At 59.8% G+C, this 20,967-nt stretch carries 14 protein-coding genes and 3 tRNA genes; 14 read left to right on the plus strand and 3 right to left on the minus strand.

The features are described from left to right. Window positions 1-129 precede the first annotated feature (129 nt). Window positions 130-1,665, minus strand: coding sequence for a VCBS repeat-containing protein (locus F6V30_RS04850; protein ID WP_151155473.1), 1,536 nt, complete (start codon window positions 1,663-1,665; stop codon window positions 130-132). Between the two features lie 168 nt (window positions 1,666-1,833). Next, window positions 1,834-3,420, minus strand: a complete 1,587-nt coding sequence (locus F6V30_RS04855) for an alginate export family protein (protein ID WP_151155475.1) — start codon at window positions 3,418-3,420, stop codon at window positions 1,834-1,836. Window positions 3,421-3,934: 514 nt separating this feature from the next. Here F6V30_RS04855 and gatC point away from each other — a divergent pair. The 9 genes from gatC (at window position 3,935) to F6V30_RS04900 (ending at window position 13,099) form a co-directional block, all read left to right on the plus strand. Continuing rightward, the gene (gene gatC, locus F6V30_RS04860; protein WP_151155477.1) at window positions 3,935-4,222 is read left to right on the plus strand and encodes an Asp-tRNA(Asn)/Glu-tRNA(Gln) amidotransferase subunit GatC; all 288 of its coding nucleotides are present in this window, start codon (window positions 3,935-3,937) and stop codon (window positions 4,220-4,222) included. A gap of 144 nt (window positions 4,223-4,366) precedes the next feature. Further along, window positions 4,367-5,824: an Asp-tRNA(Asn)/Glu-tRNA(Gln) amidotransferase subunit GatA gene (gatA, locus tag F6V30_RS04865; RefSeq protein WP_151155479.1), complete on the plus strand. Its 1,458-nt coding sequence runs from the start codon at window positions 4,367-4,369 to the stop codon at window positions 5,822-5,824. Between the two features lie 190 nt (window positions 5,825-6,014). After that, complete coding sequence (gene gatB / locus F6V30_RS04870) at window positions 6,015-7,457, plus strand: Asp-tRNA(Asn)/Glu-tRNA(Gln) amidotransferase subunit GatB (protein WP_151155481.1); 1,443 nt, start codon at window positions 6,015-6,017, stop codon at window positions 7,455-7,457. An 87-nt stretch (window positions 7,458-7,544) separates the two neighbouring features. Next, window positions 7,545-7,910, plus strand: a complete 366-nt coding sequence (locus F6V30_RS04875; RefSeq protein WP_151155483.1) for a response regulator — start codon at window positions 7,545-7,547, stop codon at window positions 7,908-7,910. Window positions 7,911-7,913: 3 nt separating this feature from the next. Next, entirely contained in the window at window positions 7,914-9,545 is a 1,632-nt protein-coding gene (locus F6V30_RS04880; RefSeq protein ID WP_151155485.1) for a chemotaxis protein CheA, read from the plus strand. Between the two features lie 98 nt (window positions 9,546-9,643). Then, window positions 9,644-10,363 carry a LolA family protein gene (locus F6V30_RS04885; RefSeq protein ID WP_151155487.1) on the plus strand — a complete coding sequence of 240 codons (720 nt, stop codon included), beginning with the start codon at window positions 9,644-9,646 and terminating at the stop codon, window positions 10,361-10,363. A 115-nt stretch (window positions 10,364-10,478) separates the two neighbouring features. After that, window positions 10,479-10,964 (plus strand): YajQ family cyclic di-GMP-binding protein, encoded by a 486-nt coding sequence (locus F6V30_RS04890; RefSeq protein WP_151155489.1) that lies wholly within the window; start codon window positions 10,479-10,481, stop codon window positions 10,962-10,964. 275 nt (window positions 10,965-11,239) lie between these two features. Next, on the plus strand, window positions 11,240-12,559 hold the full coding sequence (gene rimO, locus F6V30_RS04895; RefSeq protein ID WP_151156412.1) for a 30S ribosomal protein S12 methylthiotransferase RimO: 1,320 nt from the start codon (window positions 11,240-11,242) through the stop codon (window positions 12,557-12,559). Between the two features lie 99 nt (window positions 12,560-12,658). Next, a complete protein-coding gene (locus F6V30_RS04900) occupies window positions 12,659-13,099 on the plus strand; it encodes a TraR/DksA family transcriptional regulator (RefSeq protein WP_149307415.1) in 441 nt (146 codons plus the stop codon). On the opposite strand, the gene F6V30_RS04905 is transcribed toward F6V30_RS04900, so the two are convergent. Continuing rightward, entirely contained in the window at window positions 13,096-14,244 is a 1,149-nt protein-coding gene (locus F6V30_RS04905) for a DUF362 domain-containing protein (protein ID WP_151155491.1), read from the minus strand. The genes F6V30_RS04900 and F6V30_RS04905 overlap by 4 nt on opposite strands. 103 nt (window positions 14,245-14,347) lie before the next feature. Between F6V30_RS04905 and F6V30_RS04910 the strand changes: the two genes are divergently transcribed. From F6V30_RS04910 to gltB, 5 genes are all read left to right on the plus strand, one after another. Beyond that, a complete protein-coding gene (locus tag F6V30_RS04910; RefSeq protein ID WP_151155493.1) occupies window positions 14,348-15,649 on the plus strand; it encodes a sensor domain-containing diguanylate cyclase in 1,302 nt (433 codons plus the stop codon). A gap of 65 nt (window positions 15,650-15,714) precedes the next feature. Next, window positions 15,715-15,790 (plus strand) — tRNA-Lys (locus F6V30_RS04915). Window positions 15,791-15,798: 8 nt separating this feature from the next. Further along, a tRNA-Glu gene (locus F6V30_RS04920) sits at window positions 15,799-15,876 on the plus strand. A gap of 43 nt (window positions 15,877-15,919) precedes the next feature. Then, window positions 15,920-15,995, plus strand: a tRNA-Lys gene (locus F6V30_RS04925). Window positions 15,996-16,356: 361 nt separating this feature from the next. Continuing rightward, a complete protein-coding gene (gene gltB, locus F6V30_RS04930; RefSeq protein WP_151155495.1) occupies window positions 16,357-20,937 on the plus strand; it encodes a glutamate synthase large subunit in 4,581 nt (1,526 codons plus the stop codon). Window positions 20,938-20,967 lie beyond the last annotated feature (30 nt).

Here is a 20,967-nt window from a genome sequence, read left to right on the forward strand (position 1 = left end):
GATCTATTCCTGAAAAGGATTGTCTTTCACACGCCCGGTCAGCGACGAGTACAAAGAATTCGGACCGGGAAGCCGTCCAAGGAGGAGAACGGCTTCCCGGTCCGTGTTGCCTGGGGCCGGGTGGGTGGGCTATTCCACCTTCTTGATCGCCAGTGATGACGCCCCGCGGGTGGTTATCCCGGGGCGCTGCACGGTTTGCAGGATCAAAAGCTCGTTACGGGCCTCGTCGAAATAATAGTCGGGCATGTAATTCTGGGTATCGCGGGTACGCCACTTTTCTTCCAGGGTCGAGCCATTCCAAGCCATGCAGTAGACCGTGCCCTTCTTATAGGCCCGGGCATTGCCCAGCACCCAGAACCCGTCGTTCTTGCCCACCAGGATAAGGCCTCCGGCGGTTACCTGAATACGCATGTTCATGAATATCCAGCGATATTTATCCCCGGTTACGCGGGCGTTGACCGTGGTGTCCTCTTTCTGGAAATACAGCTCCGAACCGCCGAACCTGTCGTTACTGCGCCAGAGCTCTTTCCGGTCCTGGTCGTATACGATCAGGTAACCATCCGAGTTGATGACGACAGTAAACATCTTGCCGTCCTGGTCGCGGAATTGGTTGAAGGAGTAGATGTCGCCGAAGCGCGGCATCTTGATGGGGTTTTTCAGGGAAATCTCGTTGCCGGAGCGGGTCGCCTCGAATACCTCGCCGTAGAAATCGGCATCGCGGCCCATTGCCTGGGCATAGAGCTTTTTCGGCCCGCCGGCCAAGCTGAAGGTGCGGAAGAAGTAGGACAGGTCTTCGGCAAGCTTCACCAGCTTGTCCCCCTGTACCTGCCAGACCTGGGAGGCGAGTTCGTCGCCGCGAATGAGCGTCACGTAGATCTCAAGGCCCTTGCTGCCGGTGATCGTATCCAGGGAGAGAATCTTCTCGGAGCTCCTGAATTCCGTCTCCGCGACCAGTTTCATGGTGCCGCCCTTGCGATAGTAGGAGAGGCGGCGGTCCTCGGCCAGAAATACCTCGCGGCTGCCGTCGGGCAGGGTATCCCCCAGGGCCACCAGATTGGCGGCACCGGTGAGGCGTTTGCTCTGCCAGCCGCCGGTGTTCCCCTGCTCCGTTTCCTTGGGTTTGATGAACTCACCGACCGGGGCCACGCTGACCTGTTCTTTTTTGATGATATCGGACTTTGGCGCAGCAAGCGGTGTCTGAGTGGCTGCGGTGACTGCTGCTGCAACCCCGGGAATGGCGGCCACGGGAGCGCCGGGTGCCGGTTGCCCGCTGAAATAAACCTTGTCCAGTTCGGCGGCCAGTTTTTCCGCCAGTTTTCCCACCGACGGGATCAGTTCCTCGCTGCTGTCGCCCTGGATGTAGGCGCGGGTCAGGGTCTTGCCGGCGCTCGTCCTGGCCATGGCATCCATGCTGAAGACCTTGCCCAGAACGATATAGGTCCCGCTCACCACGGCATCGGCCTCGGCCGCGCTGCCGACGGCTATGATCTTGTCGCTGTTCAGGCGTGCGGCCAGCAGGGCCTGGAGAGTGGCTTTCATCTCATCTTTGTTCGGCACGCCGATGGCGTTCATGTCGGCCACGAACACCCGCACCTGGGCTGCAAAAGCCGGCAGTGCCACCAGCGGAAGGGATAGCACGGCAAGCAGTACGATCAGTTTTTTCATGGTTTCTCCTCAGCCTGTTTCGGGGAACATTTGTTTCGGGACGGTCTAGTTAGCATTGAAATGATGAAGAACAATAGGCCGTGGGATTATCGCAAAATAGGCCGGACATGTCAAAAAAAAAGGGCGGGATTGCTCCCGCCCTCAAGGGTTTATTACAGATGAAACGGTTTAGAATGCGTAGCTCAGCACAATGCGTGCGGTGTAGGGGTTGTCGGGATCGGCCGCGCCGGTAGTGCCGGCTTTGTACACCGAGTTCTTGTAGTAGCCGCCCAGGATAACGTAGGCGGCCTGGAGTTTGGCGGTCAGGTTGTCGTACATTTTGTAGCCGGTTTCCACGTTAATTTCCGTACCCTGGAAGTTGCTTGCATTTTGGAAGGAGCCGCTGGTGATGCTTTTGTCGGTCGGCTTCAGGGCGTTGTTGTGAGCGGCCCAGAGGAAGCCGACATTCGTGTTGACATAGGCCTTGGGGGTGATGGAAAGGTCGTAACCAAGGGTGTAGAGGTACATGCCCTGGGCATTGACCGGATTGGTACCGTTGCCGGTGTTGTAGGCGATACCATAGTCGGACGTGGTGCCCTGGCTGAGGGCGTTGCGGTTGAGGAGCATCATGCCGGATTCGTTGTAGGAACAGGTGCCGTTGCCGCCAGCGTTGTTCCATACGGCTGTCCCGTTCGAGGTCGCGCCCTGGGTCTGGGTGGTGCCGACCCAGCCGGTCAGGTGTTTGCCGGGATTGCTGCCGTTGCCGGAGGTGAAGAGCAGGGCGCTGTGCAGGGTGCCGGGGCCGACGGCGGCCTTGGCGGCTACGTTGTAGGCCAGGGAGTTCAGGTAGGCGCTATCGGCAGAGCCGTTGATGCTCCTGACAACCCCGCCCTGGTAGGCAGCAAAGCCGCTCAGGGCCACGGGACCGACCTTGGCGTCGCCGTAGAGTCCGACGACATGCACCAGGAGGTCGCTGGCGGTGACGGGGACCGCGGTAGTATTGAGGTTGGTGTTGCGGCCATCCTCATAGACGTAATAGTCGAGGCCGATGTTTGCATCCTTGTTGAGGGCGTACTTGAATTCAAGGGCGCCGATATTCAGGTCCTGGTTGCCGAGGATGCCGCTTTTTGAGACGCCGTTGGTGGTGCCGCTGACGTTGGTGCCGGTGCTGGAGTTGGTGGTCAGGCTGCCGCCGAAGGCGCCGTCATAACCGCGGAAATAGCCGGCAACAACGGTAGCGTTGTCCATCTTGGTCGAGGTGACGACGCCGGCTGCGTCAAAATCGGCGAAGATCCCTTTGAGGTTGTCCTTGAAGGGCTGGACGCCGGCAATGACCGTGGTGGGGGTGGACGGTATCTTGAACTGCAGATAGACCCATTTGGTTTCCAGGTTGACGGCGTCGGATTCCAGGGCGGCGCCGCTGTTGCGGTATGTATTTCCCTGAGCCCTGTCGCCCCAGACGGAGTCGATCTCGAAACCGGTCACCAGTTTCAGGTCGTCATTGGCTTTGGCGGTGTAGAACAGGCGGGCGCGCTGCTCGAAATAGTTGTTGGTTTTCAGGTTTGCCGTCGTATTGCCCGAAACGCCTGTACCCGTAGTGGTGGTGCTGGCGGAGGGGAGAATGATGCCGCCGCCACCCTGCTCATAGTTGGACAGGAAGTATTTCAGGGTGTAGCTGCCGTGGAATTCGTTCTCGAATGCCATTGCCGGCACAGCGGCCATGGCGCCGAGGGCGCTTGCTGCTGCAACTGCCAAAATCCTTTTTTTGATACTCATGTGTGCCTCCTTCAATTTTTATTACATGCTTGATACTACTGCTGGCTGCAAACAGATCGGTTTCGTTTTCGATGAATCACCACCCTTCATTGCGAAATTGGGCATCGGGCAACGTATTACGGCTGTGAAATCATGGCTGTAAAAACACAAATACCTCCAAGCCTCCTGTCTGAGACAGGTTGCCTGGAGGTAATAGAAGACCTTCGCGCTTTTTTCGATGATTCTCCGAAACGGTTCACAGTGTCATTCGCTCCCTTGGTCGTTGTCGCTTGAAGTGGCAAAAGTGACAATAAAACAACAGGATAGCTATTTTGGCGGATCGTCTGTTTCAGGATATGTTCTAAAAAGTTGTGCAAAATATACAATAAATAAAACCGAAGTCAAGCAAAAAGTGGTTTCCACGGGGCTTCGCGGCCCTTGGACCGTGCCGCGAACGTGGTTGTCAAGAGCCTTGTTTCATGCTACAAAAACAGTCCTCGCAAGGACTAATTTCTCTGTAGTGGAGCATGGTGTCATGAAAATATCGGTTGCCGAGGTTGAGTATGTGGCCCGTTTGGCCCGTCTGGAGTTGAACAAGGCTGAAACGGACCTTTTTGCCGGACAGATGGATGCGATTCTCGGCTATGTGGAAAAGTTGAATGAACTCGACACCGCCGATATCCGTCCCACCTCCCATGCCGTTCCGGTGGAAAACGCTTTCCGCGAGGATGCAACCAGTCCTTCTCTTGGCGTCGCGAAGGCCCTTGCCAATGCTCCGGACAGGGCCGACAGCTTCTACCGCGTACCGAAGGTCATCGAATGATGCTGCCCGCTCCCCGCACGGTTCACAGGACATAAGGTGCACACCATACGCTGCAAAATTGGAGATGGGGTTGCCGTAATGTTTCGTTTGCGTTACATGCGGGGTTGTTGTTGAGAAACGATTTGAATCGGAGATGCTATTCACATGGATATTTTTGAACTTACCATACATGAACTGCACAGGAAGCTGAATGCGCGGGAGCTGTCCTCCGCCGAAGCGACCCGGGCCATGCTGGAGCGCATTGAGTCGGTTGAGCCCCGTGTCGGTTCATTCATCACCCGGACCCCCGAGTCGGCCCTGGCCGAAGCGGCGGCCGCCGACCGGCGCATCGCTTCCGGAGATGCCCACATCCTCACGGGGATTCCCCTGGCCCTCAAGGACATCTTTCTGACCGAGGGTATCCGCACCACCTGCGGTTCGCGCATGCTCCATAACTTTATCCCCCCCTACAGCGCCACCGCCTGGGAGCGGCTGCGCGATTGCGGGTCCGTTTTGCTGGGCAAGCTCAACCAGGACGAATTCGCCATGGGATCATCCAACGAATCCAGCGCCTTTGGCGTTACCCGCAACCCCTGGGATACCGCCCGCATCCCGGGCGGGTCGTCCGGCGGCTCGGCGGCGGCCATTGCCGCCCGGCAGGCAACGGCGACCCTGGGCACCGATACCGGCGGCTCCATTCGTCAGCCATCCTCCCACTGCGGCTGCGTCGGCCTCAAGCCCACCTATGGCCGCGTCTCGCGCTACGGCGTAATCGCGTTCGCGTCCTCCCTTGACCAGGTGGGCCCGATCACGCGTGACGTAACCGATTGCGCCATCATGCTGGGGGCGGTCGCCGGCTACGACTCCAAGGATTCCACCAGTGTCAATACGCCGGTTCCCGATTACACGGCTGCCTTGACCGGCGACATCAAGGGCCTGAGGATCGGCCTGCCCAAGGAGTACTATATCGACGGCCTCGACCGGGACGTTCAGGCGGCCATGGACCGGGCCATCGAGACCTATCGCCGGCTGGGGGCGGAATTCGTCGACATATCCCTGCCCCACACCGACTATGCCGTGGCGACCTATTATCTGATCGCCACTGCCGAGGCCAGCTCCAATCTGGCCCGTTACGACGGCGTCCGTTTCGGGCATCGCAGCGAACAGGCCGAAGGGCTGATCGACATGATGACCAAAAGCCGTAGCGAGGGGTTCGGGGCCGAGGTCAAGCGCCGCATCATGCTGGGCACCTACGCCCTCTCCTCCGGTTACTACGACGCTTATTACGTCAAGGCCCAGAAGGTGCGCACGCTGATCATGGGCGATTTCACCCGCGCCTTCGAGAATGTGGATGCGATCCTGACCCCGGTGGCCCCGACGCCGGCCTTCAAGATCGGCGAGATGGTCGATGACCCGTTGCAGATGTACCTGTCGGATATCTTCACCATCCCGGTCAACCTGGCCGGTACCTGCGCCATGTCCGTGCCGGCCGGTTTCTCCGCTTCCGGCCTCCCCATCGGCCTGCAACTGATCGGCAAGCCCTTTGGCGAGGAGACCATCCTGCGCGCGGGCCACGCCTTCGAGCAGGCAACGGAGTGGCATACGAGGAAGGCGGAGATTTAATTTTAAAATCTGCCACGGAGACACAGAGACACGGAGAAAATCTTTGTGTATCTTCGAGAAACAACCCCTTTTCATGGTCACGGTTGCTTTTCTCGATGAAATCTCTGTGAACCTCTGTGTCTCCGTGTCTCTGTGGCAGGTTTATTTATATGCTTGAGCGTTTCAACTTAGTTTTTTGGAGCCACTACCTATGAAATTTCAGCCTGTTATCGGCCTTGAGGTCCATGCCCAGCTCAAAACCGGGTCAAAGATATTCTGCGGCTGTTCCACGACCTTCGGTTCCGAGCCCAACTCCCAGACCTGCCCCGTCTGCCTGGGGCTGCCGGGTGCCTTGCCGGTGCTCAACAAGAAGGTGGTCGAGTTCGCCATCAAGGCCGGGCTGGCCACCAATTGCACTATCGCCCATCATAGCGTCTTTGCCCGCAAGAACTATTTTTATCCCGACCTCCCCAAGGGATACCAGATCAGCCAGTTCGAGGATCCGATCTGCCGCAAGGGGTGGCTCGATATCCAGTTGGAAGGGCAGGGGCCCAAGCGTATCGGCATCACCCGTATCCACATGGAAGAGGATGCGGGCAAGCTGGTGCATGGCGACGTCCCCGGCCTGGAGAACGGCTCCGGGGTTGACCTGAACCGGGCCTGCACGCCGCTTCTGGAGATCGTTTCCGAACCGGATTTGCGCTCATCGGATGAAGCGGTGGCCTATCTGAAACAGTTGCACCGGATCGTGACCTGGCTGGGGATCTGTGACGGCAACATGGAAGAGGGAAGTTTCCGCTGCGATGCGAACGTCTCGGTCATGCCGGTCGGTTCCGATACCCTCGGCACCCGGGCCGAGATCAAGAACGTCAACTCGTTCAAATTCGTCAAACAGGCCATCGAGTATGAGATCCAGCGCCAGATCGACCTGATCGAGGACGGGGACAGTGTGGTTCAGGAAACGCGCCTGTTTGACCCGAACAGCGGGGCGACCCGCTCCATGCGCAGCAAGGAAGAGGCCCACGACTACCGTTATTTTCCCGATCCCGACCTGGTGCCGTTGGTAATCGACGCCGATTGGGTACAGCGTGCGCAAAAGGCATTGCCGGAACTCCCCGAGCATCGGCAGCAGCGTTTCATCACCGAGATGGGGTTGTCGGAGTACGATGCGGAGGTTCTCACCGCCAGCCACGAACTGGCCGATTACTTTGAAGAGTGCGTGGCCTTTCACCACAACGCCAAGGCCGTATCCAACTGGTTGATGGGCGAGGTGACCCGGGCGCTCAACGATTCGGGAACTGCCATCGCGGCATGTCCCGTCATCCCGCGCCAATTGTCCGAACTGATCAAGTTGATCGACAGTGGCGCCATTTCCGGCAAGATAGCCAAGACGGTCTTTGAGGAGATGTGGAAAAACGGCGGAGACCCCAAGTCGATCGTGGAAAAACAGGGATTGGCCCAGGTCTCCGACAGCGGAGCGATTGAAGCCATTATCGATGAGATCATTGCCGCCAATGCCGCCCAGGTGGAAGAGTTCCGGGGGGGCAAGGAAAAGGTGTTCGGCTTCTTTGTCGGGCAGGTCATGAAGGCCAGCAAGGGCAAGGCTAACCCTGCGGTGGTGAACGAGCTTTTATTGGCCAAACTCAAAGGCTAATACCCGGTAGCCGTCACGGATGGTTTTGCGCCGCACCTCGCTGTTTATGTACCCGATTTGCCGCCCACGAGTGCAATGGAGGCCACAATGAGTAATGCTAAGGTGATGATCGTCGATGACGCCCTTTTCATGCGCAAGAATCTCGGCACAATCCTGAGAGACAAGGGCTATACCGTGGTGGCCGAGGCGGCCAGCGGCATAGAGACCATGAAAAAACTCCACGACTGCGATCCGGACATCGTGTTCCTGGATATCATCCTGCCCGACGCCAATGGGATGCAACTGTTGGATTTTATTAGAAATATTAAGCCGCAGGTCAAGGTGATCCTCTGCTCGGCCATCGGCCAGGAGGCGATCGTGAAGAAGGGATTGGAGTCGGGCGCCAGTTTTTTTGTCCAGAAGCCCTTCAACCCGGAAAAGATTGCGGAAGCGCTGGAAAACCTGGGGGAGTGACCCATGGATATGTCCCAATACCGGGATTTGTTCGTCTCAGAATCCAAGGGGCACATCCAGGTATTCAATGAGCTGATTGTCGTGCTTGAGGAGAGCGCCGCCGACCAAGCCGCCATCGACGAGTTGTTCCGCCATGCCCATTCACTCAAGGGAATGGCGGCAACCATGCAGTACCAAGCCATCGCCGACCTTGCCCATCGCATGGAAGACCTTTTGGGCAAGGTGCGGAGCGGAGCGTTCGGCTTCAGCCCGGGCCTGGCCGACCTCCTGCTGGAAGGGAGCGACGCCCTCGCCGCAATGGTCTCGGCAATCGAAGCCGATGACGAGCGCTTGCCGGATGCCGCCGACCTGATCAATCGCTTGGCCGGTTTCGACGCTGCCGGCAATCCGCCTCCCCCCCCACAGCCGGTCGCCGCCGCAGATGCCGCACCCGGCATCGATGATCGCGATCAGGCCGGCACGGTCCCGGATCACCAACCCCGGCACACCGATTCCTTCAAAAGCGTCCGCGTCAGGACCGAAACCCTGGACCGGCTGGTCAACATCACCGGTGAGTTGCTCACAACACGTTACCGTCTGGCCGACCGCGCGCTGCACTGCGAGGGCGCACAACTCGAAGAGCCGCTCAACCGGCTTTCCATGCTGTTGCGGGAACTGCGGGACGAGGTGTTCCAGGCCCGCATGCTCCCTTTCTCCTTTGTTGCCGATCGTTTCCCCCGGCTGGTGCGCGACCTGTCCCGCCGGCAGGGCAAGGAGATCCTCTTTCAGGTGGAGGGGAAGGAGATCGAGTTGGATCGGGGGGTTCTCGAGGAGATAAGCGAACCGTTGGTGCATATCCTGCGCAACGCCGTCGACCACGGCATGGAAACGCCCGAAGAGCGGGTCGCTGCCGGCAAGCCCGGCATCGGCACGATTCGCATCGTCGTCACCCGCGACAAGGATTGCGTGAATATTGTCGTTGCCGACGACGGGCGGGGCATGGCCCCCGACAGACTCGCCGACAAGGCGGTGGAAAAGGGGATGATCAGCCGGGAACATGCCGATGCCCTGACGCGGCATGAGGCGTTCATGCTGATCTGTGCCCCCGGTTTTTCCACGGCTGAAACCGTGAGCGACATCTCGGGCCGGGGCGTTGGCATGGATGCCGTCAAGGTTGCTGTGCACGCCTTGGGGGGAGGGCTCGTCATCGAATCGGAGATGGGGCGGGGAAGCCGTTTCCTGCTGAGGCTCCCCATTTCGGTCTCGATCATTCACGCCCTCCTGGTGGAGTGCGGCCCCCTGACGGTCTCCTTTCCGGTCAATGCCGTCAACCGCACCATTGAACTCGGGCGTGAGGAGATATTCGAGGAGCGGGAACAGTTCTTTTTCATGCTCGACGGCAGGCAGGTGCCTCTCAGAAGTCTCAACCGTCTGCTCGGGCAAGCGCCGGCACCCGATGCACGGGCGTTCGTCCCGACGGTCGTGATCGAAATGGGTGACACGATGGTGGGGCTGGCTGCGGATCGTCTGCTCGGCCAGAGAGAGATCTTCGTGAAGCCGCTCGGTATTCCCCTGAGCCGCATCAAAGGGCTTAGCGGCGGGGCCATCATGGGGGACGGCCGCATCGTATATGTCATTGATGCCACTGCGCTGTGATACCATCCAATGTTCAAAACCGGTTGCGATAGGTGCGGTCCTGTGGCAGAATTAACGACCGGTTTACGCCATTTTGCATTTTTCAGGAAAGGTTACCCATGATACGCTGGTTAACATGCAGTTTGTCTCTTCTTCTGCTGGTTTTGGTCTGGACACCGTCGCAGGCTGCCGATAGGTCTGCAAGCCTCAAGGATGTGATCGGGGCGCTGGAAAAAGGGTATGCAGGCCTGCAAGACGTTCGTGCCGATTTTTCCCAACGGACGCTTATCGCCGGGGTCGGCCGCGAACAGAAAGGCAACGGCGAAGTATTCCTGAAACGGCCCGCTTCCAGTACCGCCATGTTCCGTTTCAACTACACAAAGCCCAAACAGCAGATCGTCTCCAACGGCAAGCAGGTCTGGTTCTATTTGCCCGAAAACCGGCAGGTGATGGTCAGCACGGTGGCCGAAATGTTCAAGGGCGGCAATGCCATCGCACTCTCCTATCTGACCGGCCTGGGGCATGTGTCGCGCGATTTCACCGTGTCCTTTGCCAAGGAACAGCGTGATAAACACGGCGACTACCAGTTGGAATTGATCCCCAAAAAGCCTACGCCGGTCCTGGCACGGCTCCAGTTGACGGTGTCGGCAGAGGCGGTGGAGCGTTTTCTGCGCCAGGGCAACGTGCAGGATCTCTTCCCGGTGCAGGCGTCGGTCGTGCATGATGCCGGCGGCAACCAGACCCGCATCGACTACAGCCATGTCAGGGTCAACAAGGGGGTGGACAACAGCAAGTTCACCTTCAAGGTCCCCGCGGGGGTTGCGGTCGTCAAGCCGTAAGACGCTACCCGTCGCCCAGGGAGCCACAAGCATGCCGGGCTGAACGTCTGCCCTGCATCCCCTGTACTGTTTCAAGGGGATGTAGTATACTAGTATACTTTCGGAGGTTGCCTCTATGCCGTCATTCGACATCGTTTCAAAAGTGGATATGCAGGAAGTGGACAACGCGATCAACCAGGCGATCAAGGAAATCGGCCAACGCTACGACTTCAAAGGGTCCAAGAGCGAGATCAGCCAGGAGAAGGACGCCGTCAAGATTCTTGCCGACGACGACTACAAGCTCAAGGCCGTGGTAGACGTGCTCCAGTCCAAATTCCTCAAGCGCAATATCTCCATCAAGGCCTTGCAGTACGGCAAGGTCGAACCTGCCTCGGGTGGGATGGTGCGGCAGCTCATCACGGTCCAGCAGGGAATCTCCAAGGAAAAGGGGAAGGAGATCGTCGCCGTCATCAAGGAGAGCAAGGTGAAAGTGCAGGCGCAGATCCAGGACGACCAGGTACGGGTAACCGGCAAGAACCGGGACGACCTGCAGGGGACGATTCAACTCCTGAAAGGGAAGGACCTGGGGGTGGAGATGCAGTTCGTGAATTTCAGGGAATAGGAGGTTGTTGAAAAACAGCCATCAGGCCTTCGTCCTCAAAAGCCCTTTCGTGCGGCGTAGCGCCCCTCATCCTATCCTTCTCCCAAGGGGAGAAGGGATACCGTTCCCCTCTCCCTCCGGGAGAGGGTGGCCAAAGGCCGGGTGAGGGCCTCCTCAGGGCTTGTCTCGCGGGTGCGACGATCTGACTGTTTTTGAACAACCTGGGTTTTTCAACAGCCTTATAGTGAAAAAATGAAGAGGTGTCTGTGAGCGAAAGGGTTAAACAGAAAGTGAGCATGGTCAGCCTGGGCTGCCCCAAGAATCTGGTGGATGCCGAGGTGATGCTCGGTGTGCTTGCCAAGGATGACTACGAGATTACGACCGACGAAAAGGATGCGGACGTGATCATCGTCAATACCTGCTCGTTCATCAAGGAGGCCAAGCAGGAGAGCATCGACGCCATTTTGGACTTGGCGGAACGCAAGCACGACGGGCGTTGCCACACCCTGATCGTCTCCGGTTGTCTGCCGCAGCGGTATCAGGAGGAGTTGGCCAACGATCTGCCCGAGGTGGATATCTTCATCGGCACCGGCGATTACCCCCGCATTGCCGAGATTCTGGCGGAGAAAAAAGGTTCCGACAGCCAGCTGCGCTACGTCGGCGACCCGGATTACATCTATGACGAAACCCTGCCGCGCCTCAACTCTTCGCCGGCATGGTACTCCTATCTCAAAATCGGCGAAGGTTGTTCCAATTGCTGCTCGTACTGCGTGATCCCCCGGTTGCGGGGCGCCTACCGGTCCCGGCCGCTGGAGTCGCTGGTGGCCGAGGCGGAGCGGCTGGCCGCCCGCGGGGTAAAAGAGATCAATGTCATCTCCCAGGATGTCACCCGTTACGGCAGCGACCTGGACGACGGGTCCACTCTCGAGACACTGCTGCGCCGGTTGGCTGCCATTGAGGGGATTCGGTGGATCCGCCTCTTGTACGCATATCCCGACGGGATCACCGACGGCCTGATCGAACTGATTCGGGACGAACCCAAGATCTGCAAATATCTGGATATTCCGATCCAGCACATCGCCGACGCGGTTCTCAAGCGGATGAACCGCCGGAGCAGCGAGGCTCAGATTCGAAACCTGATCGCCACCTTGCGCCGGGAGATCCCCGGCATTGCGCTGCGCACCTCCTTGATCGTCGGCTTTCCGGGCGAAACGGTGGACGATTTTGCCAGCCTGATGCAGTTCATCGAGCAGACCCAATTCGATCGCCTCGGGGTCTTCTGCTACTCCCGGGAGGAGAATACGCCGGCAGCCTCCATGCCGGACCAGGTCTCGGAGCGGGTCAAGCGCGAGCGCTACCGCAAGTTGATGCGCGCCCAGGCGCGGCTTTCGTTCCGTCGCAACCGGGCTCTCATCGGCACCACGGAACAGGTCATCGTGGAGGGGTACAGCGAAGAAACCGACCTGCTCCTGAGGGGGCGCTCGTCGCGTCAGGCGCCGGATATCGACGGGCAGGTCTATATCACCGCCGGAACCGCCGAGGTTGGTGATATCGTTTCTCTCAAGGTCACGGACTCGTCGGATTACGACCTGATCGGTGAAATAGTCGTCGAATGATGCCTCCGGTTGTTTGGCTTGACAAACAATCCGTTTTCTGCAATAGTTTGCCCCCTTTTCAGGGGTGGTACGAAAGCAGACCAGGGGAGTGAGGGCAACATGGCCACGAAACCGGCAAAAAAGAAATGGCAGGAAATAAGGGAAATCCTTCAACAAATGAAGGAGGATACCCTGCGGGAAATATCCAAAACTGTCAAGAACGGCGCCGAAACCACGGCCGTCGGAGAGCCGAGCGGCGACATCTATGACCAGGCCTCATCGGAGCGGGATCGCGAACTCGGGCTTTTATTGGGTGACCGGGAACGGGAAAAATTGCACAATATCGACGAGGCCCTCCTGAGAATCGACGAGGGAGAATATGGCCTTTGCGAAGAGTGTGAAGAGGAAATCCCCTTGGGGCGGCTCAAGGCCATGCCGTTCGCGCGGTATTGCGTCAAGTGCAAATCCGATCTGGAAAAGCTTCAGGCCCAGACCAAGCGCTTTGAGGAGGACCGCACCTACCGCGAGATCCCTCTCGGCGGCGAGGAAGAAGACGCCTAGCGCCGTTTCCCCCGTGGACGGCTGAAAGCCGTTGCTATCCTCAACAATGCCCCTCGCCGCACCTGCATGGCGTCGTGGGGGCACAATTCGCGGCAGCACCAACAACGAATACAGCTCTTTTGGTTGACCACCAGGGAGCTGTTTTTTATTTGTATGGCTTCCGGCGGGCAGGCGTCCCGGCAAATGCCGCACAGCACGCATCGGCGGGCGTCGGCCACGGGGAATGACAGGAGGTGGCGCCTGAGGCCGTTTTTGATAAAGGCCGGCAGGCCGAACTGAACATCCAGGCCGGTGGGGAGGTTGAACCGCTTCCCTCCGAAGCGGTCAAGGGGCACGCCGAAAAGTTCCAGTGCGCCTATCTCCGTTCCCGGCAGCCCCATGCGTGCCGCTTCCCGTTCCACATAGAGCAGCTCTGCGGGTATCCCCGCCAGGCGGCCGGCCACCGTATCCACCGCCACCGGATTGATGCCGGCGATCAATGCGCCCAATTCGATCGGGTCGCCGCTTCCGGGGCCGTTCCCCTCCATGGCCACGACGGCATCCACAATATTCAGGGTCGGCTTTTTCAACAGGTATATCTCCAGCAGCAGTCGGGCGAACTGTTCGCGCGAGGTTCCCGCCTTGAGGTGCCACGCCGGCTTTTCCGCCCCCACAACTACGCCGAAAAGGTTCTTCACCGCGCAGGTCATGGTCATCATCTCGTGGGTTTTCAGCTTGGGCAGGTTGATGACCTTGTCCGCCTCCCAGTAAGCCCGCGCTATGGCGATGCGGCGGAAGGTTCCCGCGCCGTTGAGCTCGATGGTCTCGTCGAATGCGACCAGTTCGGCGCCGCTCTCCCGGGCCGCCTGGCTGATGCCGCTTTTGTCGGCCACCTTCCGGAACCCGCCGATGCCGGGGCTGTCGCCGATCAGGACCCGGCCCCCGGCCTCCCTGACCAATTCCGCAACAGCCTTCACGACGGCAGGGTGGGTGGTTACCGCCGCTTCCGGATCTTTGGCGGCCAGCAGGTTGGGCTTGAGCAAGACCCGCTCTCCCGGCCGTACGAAGGCCCCCATGCCGCCCAACGGCTCCAGGAGCGAGACTAGTGCCTCCCGCACCCGGGTGGGATCATAATCGTTGCACTGGGCAAGGCTGATTTTTTTCATCCTAGCTTCCTTTGGCGGACGTTCGCCGACCTACTTGCGGCGGGCCGATTGTGCGATACACTGGTGGACACAGGGGCATCCAATACGAAATCGGTTTGAAGCCATGGCGCCACCGGTTCTCTATAACGACATATCCTTGCTGTATGCCGAGGACGACCAGATCACCCGGGACACGGTTTCGCGCCTGCTCATGCGTGCGGTCGGCACCGTGTATGTGGCCGCCGACGGCAGGGAGGGGCTCGATATGTACCGGGCCCATGTCCCCGATGTCGTGGTGACCGATATCAGGATGCCGGGCATGGACGGTATGACCATGGTTCGCGAAATTCGCCGTCTTCAGCCGGATTGCCCCGTCATCGTTTTGTCGGCATTCAACGATACCGAATACCTGCTGGAGTGCGTCTCAATCGGCATCAACCATTACATCGGCAAGCCGGTCGATTTCGCCAAGCTTACGGAGGCCGTGGCCCAATGCTGTGATTACGTCAACCTCAAGCGCCGCCTCAGAAAACAGGACGAGTCCCTCAATCTGCTCTCCCAGGCCATGGAACAGGCCCCCACCTCGGTTCTCATCACGGACCTCAACGGCACCATAGAATATGTCAATGCGACATTTACCAAGGTGACCGGCTACCGCGCCGAGGAGGTCATCGGGTTGAATCCGCGCATCCTCAAGTCGGATCTCACCCCCTCCGAACGTTACCAGGAACTCTGGGACAGTATCAGGGCGGGAGAGGAGTGGGAGTGCGAGTTGGCCAATTGCCGCAAGGATGGCCAGGTTTATTGGGAGTTGGCAAAGTTTTGCCCGCTACGCAATTCCGAGGGTGCCGTCATCAAGTATCTCAAGGTATCCCAGGATATTACCGAGCGCAAGCACTATGAAGAGAACCTGCGGTATCTCAGCACCCATGACTCGCTCACCAATCTTTACAACAGGGCGTATTTCGAGGCCGAGATGAGCCGGCTGGCCGCCAGCCGGGATTTTCCGGTCAGTATTGTCATCGCCGATATTGACGGCCTCAAGACGATCAATGACAACTACGGTCATGATGAGGGCGACCGATTGATTCGCATGGCTGCCGATTTGCTCCTGTCCGCCTTTCGGGCCGGAGACGTCGTTTCCCGTATCGGCGGGGATGAATTCGCCGTGCTGCTGCCGCGCACCGACTTGGAAACCGCCCAGGCGGCGGTGCAGCGCATCATCCAGGGTGGCTGCCGCCCCAGAAGGGAAAAAAACGGTTATTCGCGCGGCCTGTCCCTGGGGGTGGCAACTGCCCGTGACGCATCCGAACTCTCTGTCGCCCTCAAGCTGGCCGACCGGCGCATGTATCAGGACAAGTACGACAAGAAAGGGCGCACGACAGAGCGGCCTCGCGCCGAGGATGATGGCATTGCCGGAGATTAATTGTTACGGATAAAAAATAATTGTTGACTCCACCTTATTTATATTGTAAAAATGCAATTCTCTTTGAGCCGCTAGCTCAGTTGGTAGAGCACCTGACTTTTAATCAGGTGGTCGTTGGTTCGATCCCAACGCGGCTCACCACTGAAAACGTCCCCTTCGTCTAGCCCGGCCCAGGACACCGCCCTTTCACGGCGGCGACACCGGTTCAAATCCGGTAGGGGACGCCAAAAACAACGGCCCTGGACATTACGTCCGGGGCCTTATTTCGTTGGGCACATAGCTTAGCTGGTAGAGCAGCCGACTCTTAATCGGCAGGTCGACGGTTCGATCCCGTCTGTGCCCACCAAAATTTAAGGACCTGACACCTTGTCAGGTCTTTTTTTGTTGGTATGCCCGGAATTTCGCTTCCGGGGCAGCGAACACCGCCGTTTTCCGGGCGAGGCGCGGGACCGCTCCTTTGCCCGTGCCCGGATTCCCGGCCCTTCCTCCTGTTTCCCACTGCTTCGTGCGCCCGAATAACGCGTTTTCTTGCCGCACTCGGCATTTGGTGTTGAAAATATCCGCGCAAATAGATATATTAACTCTCTTTATACGTCGTTTGAATACCCCCATTACAAGAGCATGCACCGTATCACGTTCATCCTCTACCCGCCTCACCGTCGAGCGGTACATAACAAGATACCAGCACCATACATAAAGGTAGCCATATGAAAAACATCGAACCACCTAAAAAGCAGGGCCTCTACGATCCCCAGTTCGAACACGACGCCTGCGGCGTCGGTTTCGTGGCCAATATCAAGGGGGCGAAATCCCACGAGATCGTGCGTCAGGCTCTGACGATGCTTGTCAACCTCGATCACCGCGGCGCCTGCGGCTGCGAACCCAATACCGGGGATGGCGCGGGCATTCTCCTGCAGGTGCCGGACCGCTTCCTGCGCAAGGTCTGCGCGCCGTTGGGCATAGAGCTGCCCGAGCCGTTCCGCTACGGGGTCGCCATGGTGTTCACCTCGCCCAGCGCGACCGAACGCAACAGCGCCCGCCATGTGCTGGAAAAGATCGTTGCCGAGGAAGGGCTCGCGATCATCGGCTGGCGTGATGTGCCCACTGACCACGCTTCCCTTGGCGCTACCGCCCGGGCCAGCGAACCGGTGGTGCGCCAACTGTTTTTCAAAACCTGCGAGGAGTGCGCCGACGAACAGGAGCTCAACCGCAAGCTGTACATCGTCAATCAACGCGCCGTCAACGAGATCCGCCGGGCCGGGGTCGACAAGTGCTGGTACGTGGCCAGCATCTCCAGCCGGACCATGATCTACAAAGGCATGCTCATGCCGGTTCAGGTGGACCAGTACTACCCCGACCTGCGCGATCCTGACATGGAGACCGCCCTGGCGCTCGTGCATTCGCGTTTTTCCACCAATACCTTTCCCAGCTGGGACCGGGCCCACCCCTACCACTTTTTGGCCCATAACGGCGAAATCAACACCCTGCGCGGCAACGTCAACTGGATGCATGCGCGCCAATCGCTTTTTGCCAGCCACCTGTTCGGCGACGACCTCAAGAAGGCGCTGCCGATCATCAACACCGACGGTTCCGATTCGGCCATGTTCGACAACTGCCTGGAACTTTTGGTCATGGCCGGCCGTTCGCTGCCCCACGCCGTCATGATGATGGTCCCCGAGCCGTGGGAAAATCATGAGACCATGGAGCCCGCCAAAAAAGCCTTTTACGAGTACCATTCCTGTCTGATGGAACCGTGGGACGGTCCCGCGGCCATCGCCTTTACCGACGGCCGCAGCATCGGCACCGTGCTCGACCGCAACGGCCTGCGGCCGTCACGGTATTATGTCACCAGCGATGATCTTGTTATCATGGCCTCCGAGGCCGGGGTGCTGCCGATCGAGCCGGAGCGCGTCCTGCAGAAGGGGCGCCTGCAGCCCGGCCGGATGTTCCTGGTGGATACGGAGCAGGGGCGCATCGTGCCGGACGAGGAGATCAAACGCGAATTGGCGGAGGCCCGCCCTTACGGCGAGTGGTTGCGCGATAATCATATCCTTCTCGAGGACCTGCCCGATGCGCTCCATGTGTACGGACCGGACCATGATACGGTCCTGCAGCGCCAGCAGGCTTTCGGCTACACCTTCGAGGATCAGCGCGTCATCCTGGGGCCCATGGCGCTGAACGGCGTCCAGCCGCTCGGTTCCATGGGCACCGACACGCCGCTGGCGGTGCTGTCCGATCAGTCGCAACTGCTCTACAACTATTTCAAGCAGCTCTTCGCCCAGGTGACCAACCCCCCCATCGACCCGATCCGCGAGGAGATCATCACCTCCACCACCACCCTGATCGGCTCCGAGGCCAACCTGCTCAAGCCGACCGCGGCCAGCGCCCGCATGATCAGGCTGGAACACCCCCTGCTCTCCAACGAGGAGCTTGAAAAACTGCGCCATGTGGAGAAACCCGATTTCAAGGCGGTCACCCTGTCGCTGCTCTTCCCGGTAGCCGAAGGAACCGCCGGGCTGGAGAAGGCCCTGGAGAGGCTTTTCGAAGCCGCCGTCATAACGGTCGAGGCCGGCACCACCATTGTAGTCCTCTCCGATCGCGGAGTTGACAAGGACCATGCCGCCATTCCCGCCCTGCTGGCGGTTTCCGGGCTTCACCATCACCTGATCCGGACGGCCACCCGCACGCGGGTATCGCTGGTACTCGAATCGGGCGAACCGCGCGAGGTCCACCACTTCGCCGTGCTGCTCGGCTACGGCGTCAACGCCATCAACCCCTATCTGGCCTTCGAGTCCCTGGACGACATGATCCGGCAGGGGATGTTGCCGGACATCACCTACAAGAAGGCGGTGAAAAACTTTATCAAGGCGTCCATCAAGGGGGTCGTCAAGACCATGGCCAAGATGGGCATCTCCACCGTGCAGAGTTACCGCGGCGCCCAGATCTTCGAGGCGGTCGGCCTGCATCAGTCGGTGATCGACCGGTACTTTACCTGGACGCCGTCACGTATCGGGGGCACCGATCTGGAGGGGATCGCCACGGAACTCCTGGCGCGGCACCACCGGGCCTGGCCCGAACGGGTGCCCGCCGATCCCACCCTGGACGCGGGCGGGGTCTACCAGTGGCGCGAGGCCGGGGAGGAACACCAGTACAACCCGCTCACCATCAGTTCGCTCCAGAAGGCGGTCCGTACCGGCGACTACCATGAGTTCAAGCAGTTCTCCTCACTGATCGACGAACAGGACACCCGCCTGTACACCCTGCGCGGCCTGCTGGATTTCCGGGAAACGACCGTCCCGGTGCCGATCGAGGAGGTCGAGCCGGTGGAAGAGATCATGAAGCGCTTCAAGACCGGCGCCATGTCCTACGGCTCCATCAGCCAGGAGGCCCACGAGGCGTTGGCCATCGCCATGAACCGGATCGGCGGCCTCTCCAATACCGGCGAGGGGGGGGAGGACCCGGAGCGCTTCACCTGGACCAACGAACTGGGCGATTCCAAGAACAGCGCCATCAAACAGGTGGCCTCGGGCCGCTTCGGCGTTACCAGCGACTATCTCACCAATGCCCGGGAGATTCAGATCAAGATGGCCCAGGGGGCCAAGCCGGGTGAAGGGGGCGAACTGCCCGGCCAGAAGGTGTTCCCCTGGATCGCCAAGACCCGCCATACCACCCCGGGGGTCGGTCTGGTTTCGCCGCCGCCGCACCACGATATCTATTCCATCGAGGATCTTGCCGAACTGATCCATGACCTGAAAAACGCCAACCGTCGCGCCCGCATCAGCGTCAAGCTGGTGTCCGAGGTCGGGGTCGGCACCATCGCGGCCGGCGTTGCCAAGGCCCACGCCGATGTGGTGCTCGTCAGCGGCTACGATGGCGGCACCGGCGCCTCGCCGGTATCCAGCATCAAGCACGCCGGTCTCCCCTGGGAGTTGGGCGTGGCGGAAACCCACCAGACCCTGGTGTTGAACAACCTGCGCAGCCGCATCGTCATCGAGGCGGACGGCCAGCTCAAGACCGGCCGCGACGTGGCCGTCGCCGCCCTCTTGGGGGCCGAGGAGTTCGGCTTCGCCACCGCGCCGCTGGTCTCTCTCGGCTGCGTCATGATGCGGGTCTGCCACAGCAATACCTGTCCGACCGGCGTGGCCACCCAGGACCCGGTCTTGCGGGCCAAGTTTGCCGGCAAGCCGGAATACGTGGTCAACTTCATGCGTTTCGTGGCCCAGGAATTGCGGGAGATCATGGCCCGGCTCGGTTTCCGGACCCTGAACGAGATGGTCGGGCGCGCGGACGTTCTGGAACCCCGAAAGGCCATTGCCCACTGGAAGGCCAAGGGGCTCGATTTCACCAATATCCTTTACCAGCCCCAGGTCGGCCTGGATGTGGGACGCTACTGCACGGAGCCCCAGGACCACGGCCTGGAGAAGTCCATCGACATGGCCAGGCTGCTTGACCTCTGCATGCCCGCCATCGAGCACGCTGAGAGGGTCGAGGCGGAACTGCCCATCACCAACGTCGACCGGGTGGTGGGAACGATCCTCGGCAACGAGATCACCCGCCATCACGGCCCCCAAGGGCTCCCGGACGGGACCGTCAACCTGCTGTTCAACGGTTCGGCCGGCCAGAGCTTCGGCGCTTTCGTCCCCAAAGGGGTCACCCTGGGGTTGTGCGGCGACGCCAACGACTACCTGGGCAAGGGGTTGAGCGGCGGCACGATCCTGGTCTATCCCCCCAAGGGGTCGCCCTTCAAGGCGGAAGAGAACATCATCGCCGGCAACGTGGCTTTCTACGGCGCCACCAGCGGTGAAGCCTTTATCCGCGGCATGGCCGGCGAGCGTTTCTGCGTGCGCAACTCCGGCGTCAATGCCGTGGTAGAGGCGGTGGGCGACCATGGCTGCGAGTATATGACCGGCGGTACGGTGGTGATCCTCGGTCCGACGGGGCGCAACTTTGCGGCCGGCATGAGCGGCGGCGTGGCCTACGTGCTCGATGAAGAGGGCGTTTTTGCCGGTCGCTGCAATACCCAGATGGTCGGGCTCGAGGAGTTGGACGAGCGGGATGCGGCCACCCTCAAAGACATGATCGGCCGCCATGGCGCGTTGACCGGGAGTGAGCGTGCAGCGGCCGTATTGGCGGATTGGGATGGATTCCTCCCCCGGTTTGTCAAGGTCATGCCCAAGGACTACAAGCGGGTCGTGCAGGCTCTGGAAAGGGCGCAGGCCGCCGGCCTGAGCGGCGACGAGGCGCTGGCCGCCGCCTTCGAGGAAAATGCCCGGCTCGAGGGGAAATAGGCCGTCGGCGCGTTAGTAGGTTACATGGGG

The organism is Oryzomonas sagensis, assembly GCF_008802355.1.
Taxonomy (GTDB): domain Bacteria; phylum Desulfobacterota; class Desulfuromonadia; order Geobacterales; family Pseudopelobacteraceae; genus Oryzomonas; species Oryzomonas sagensis.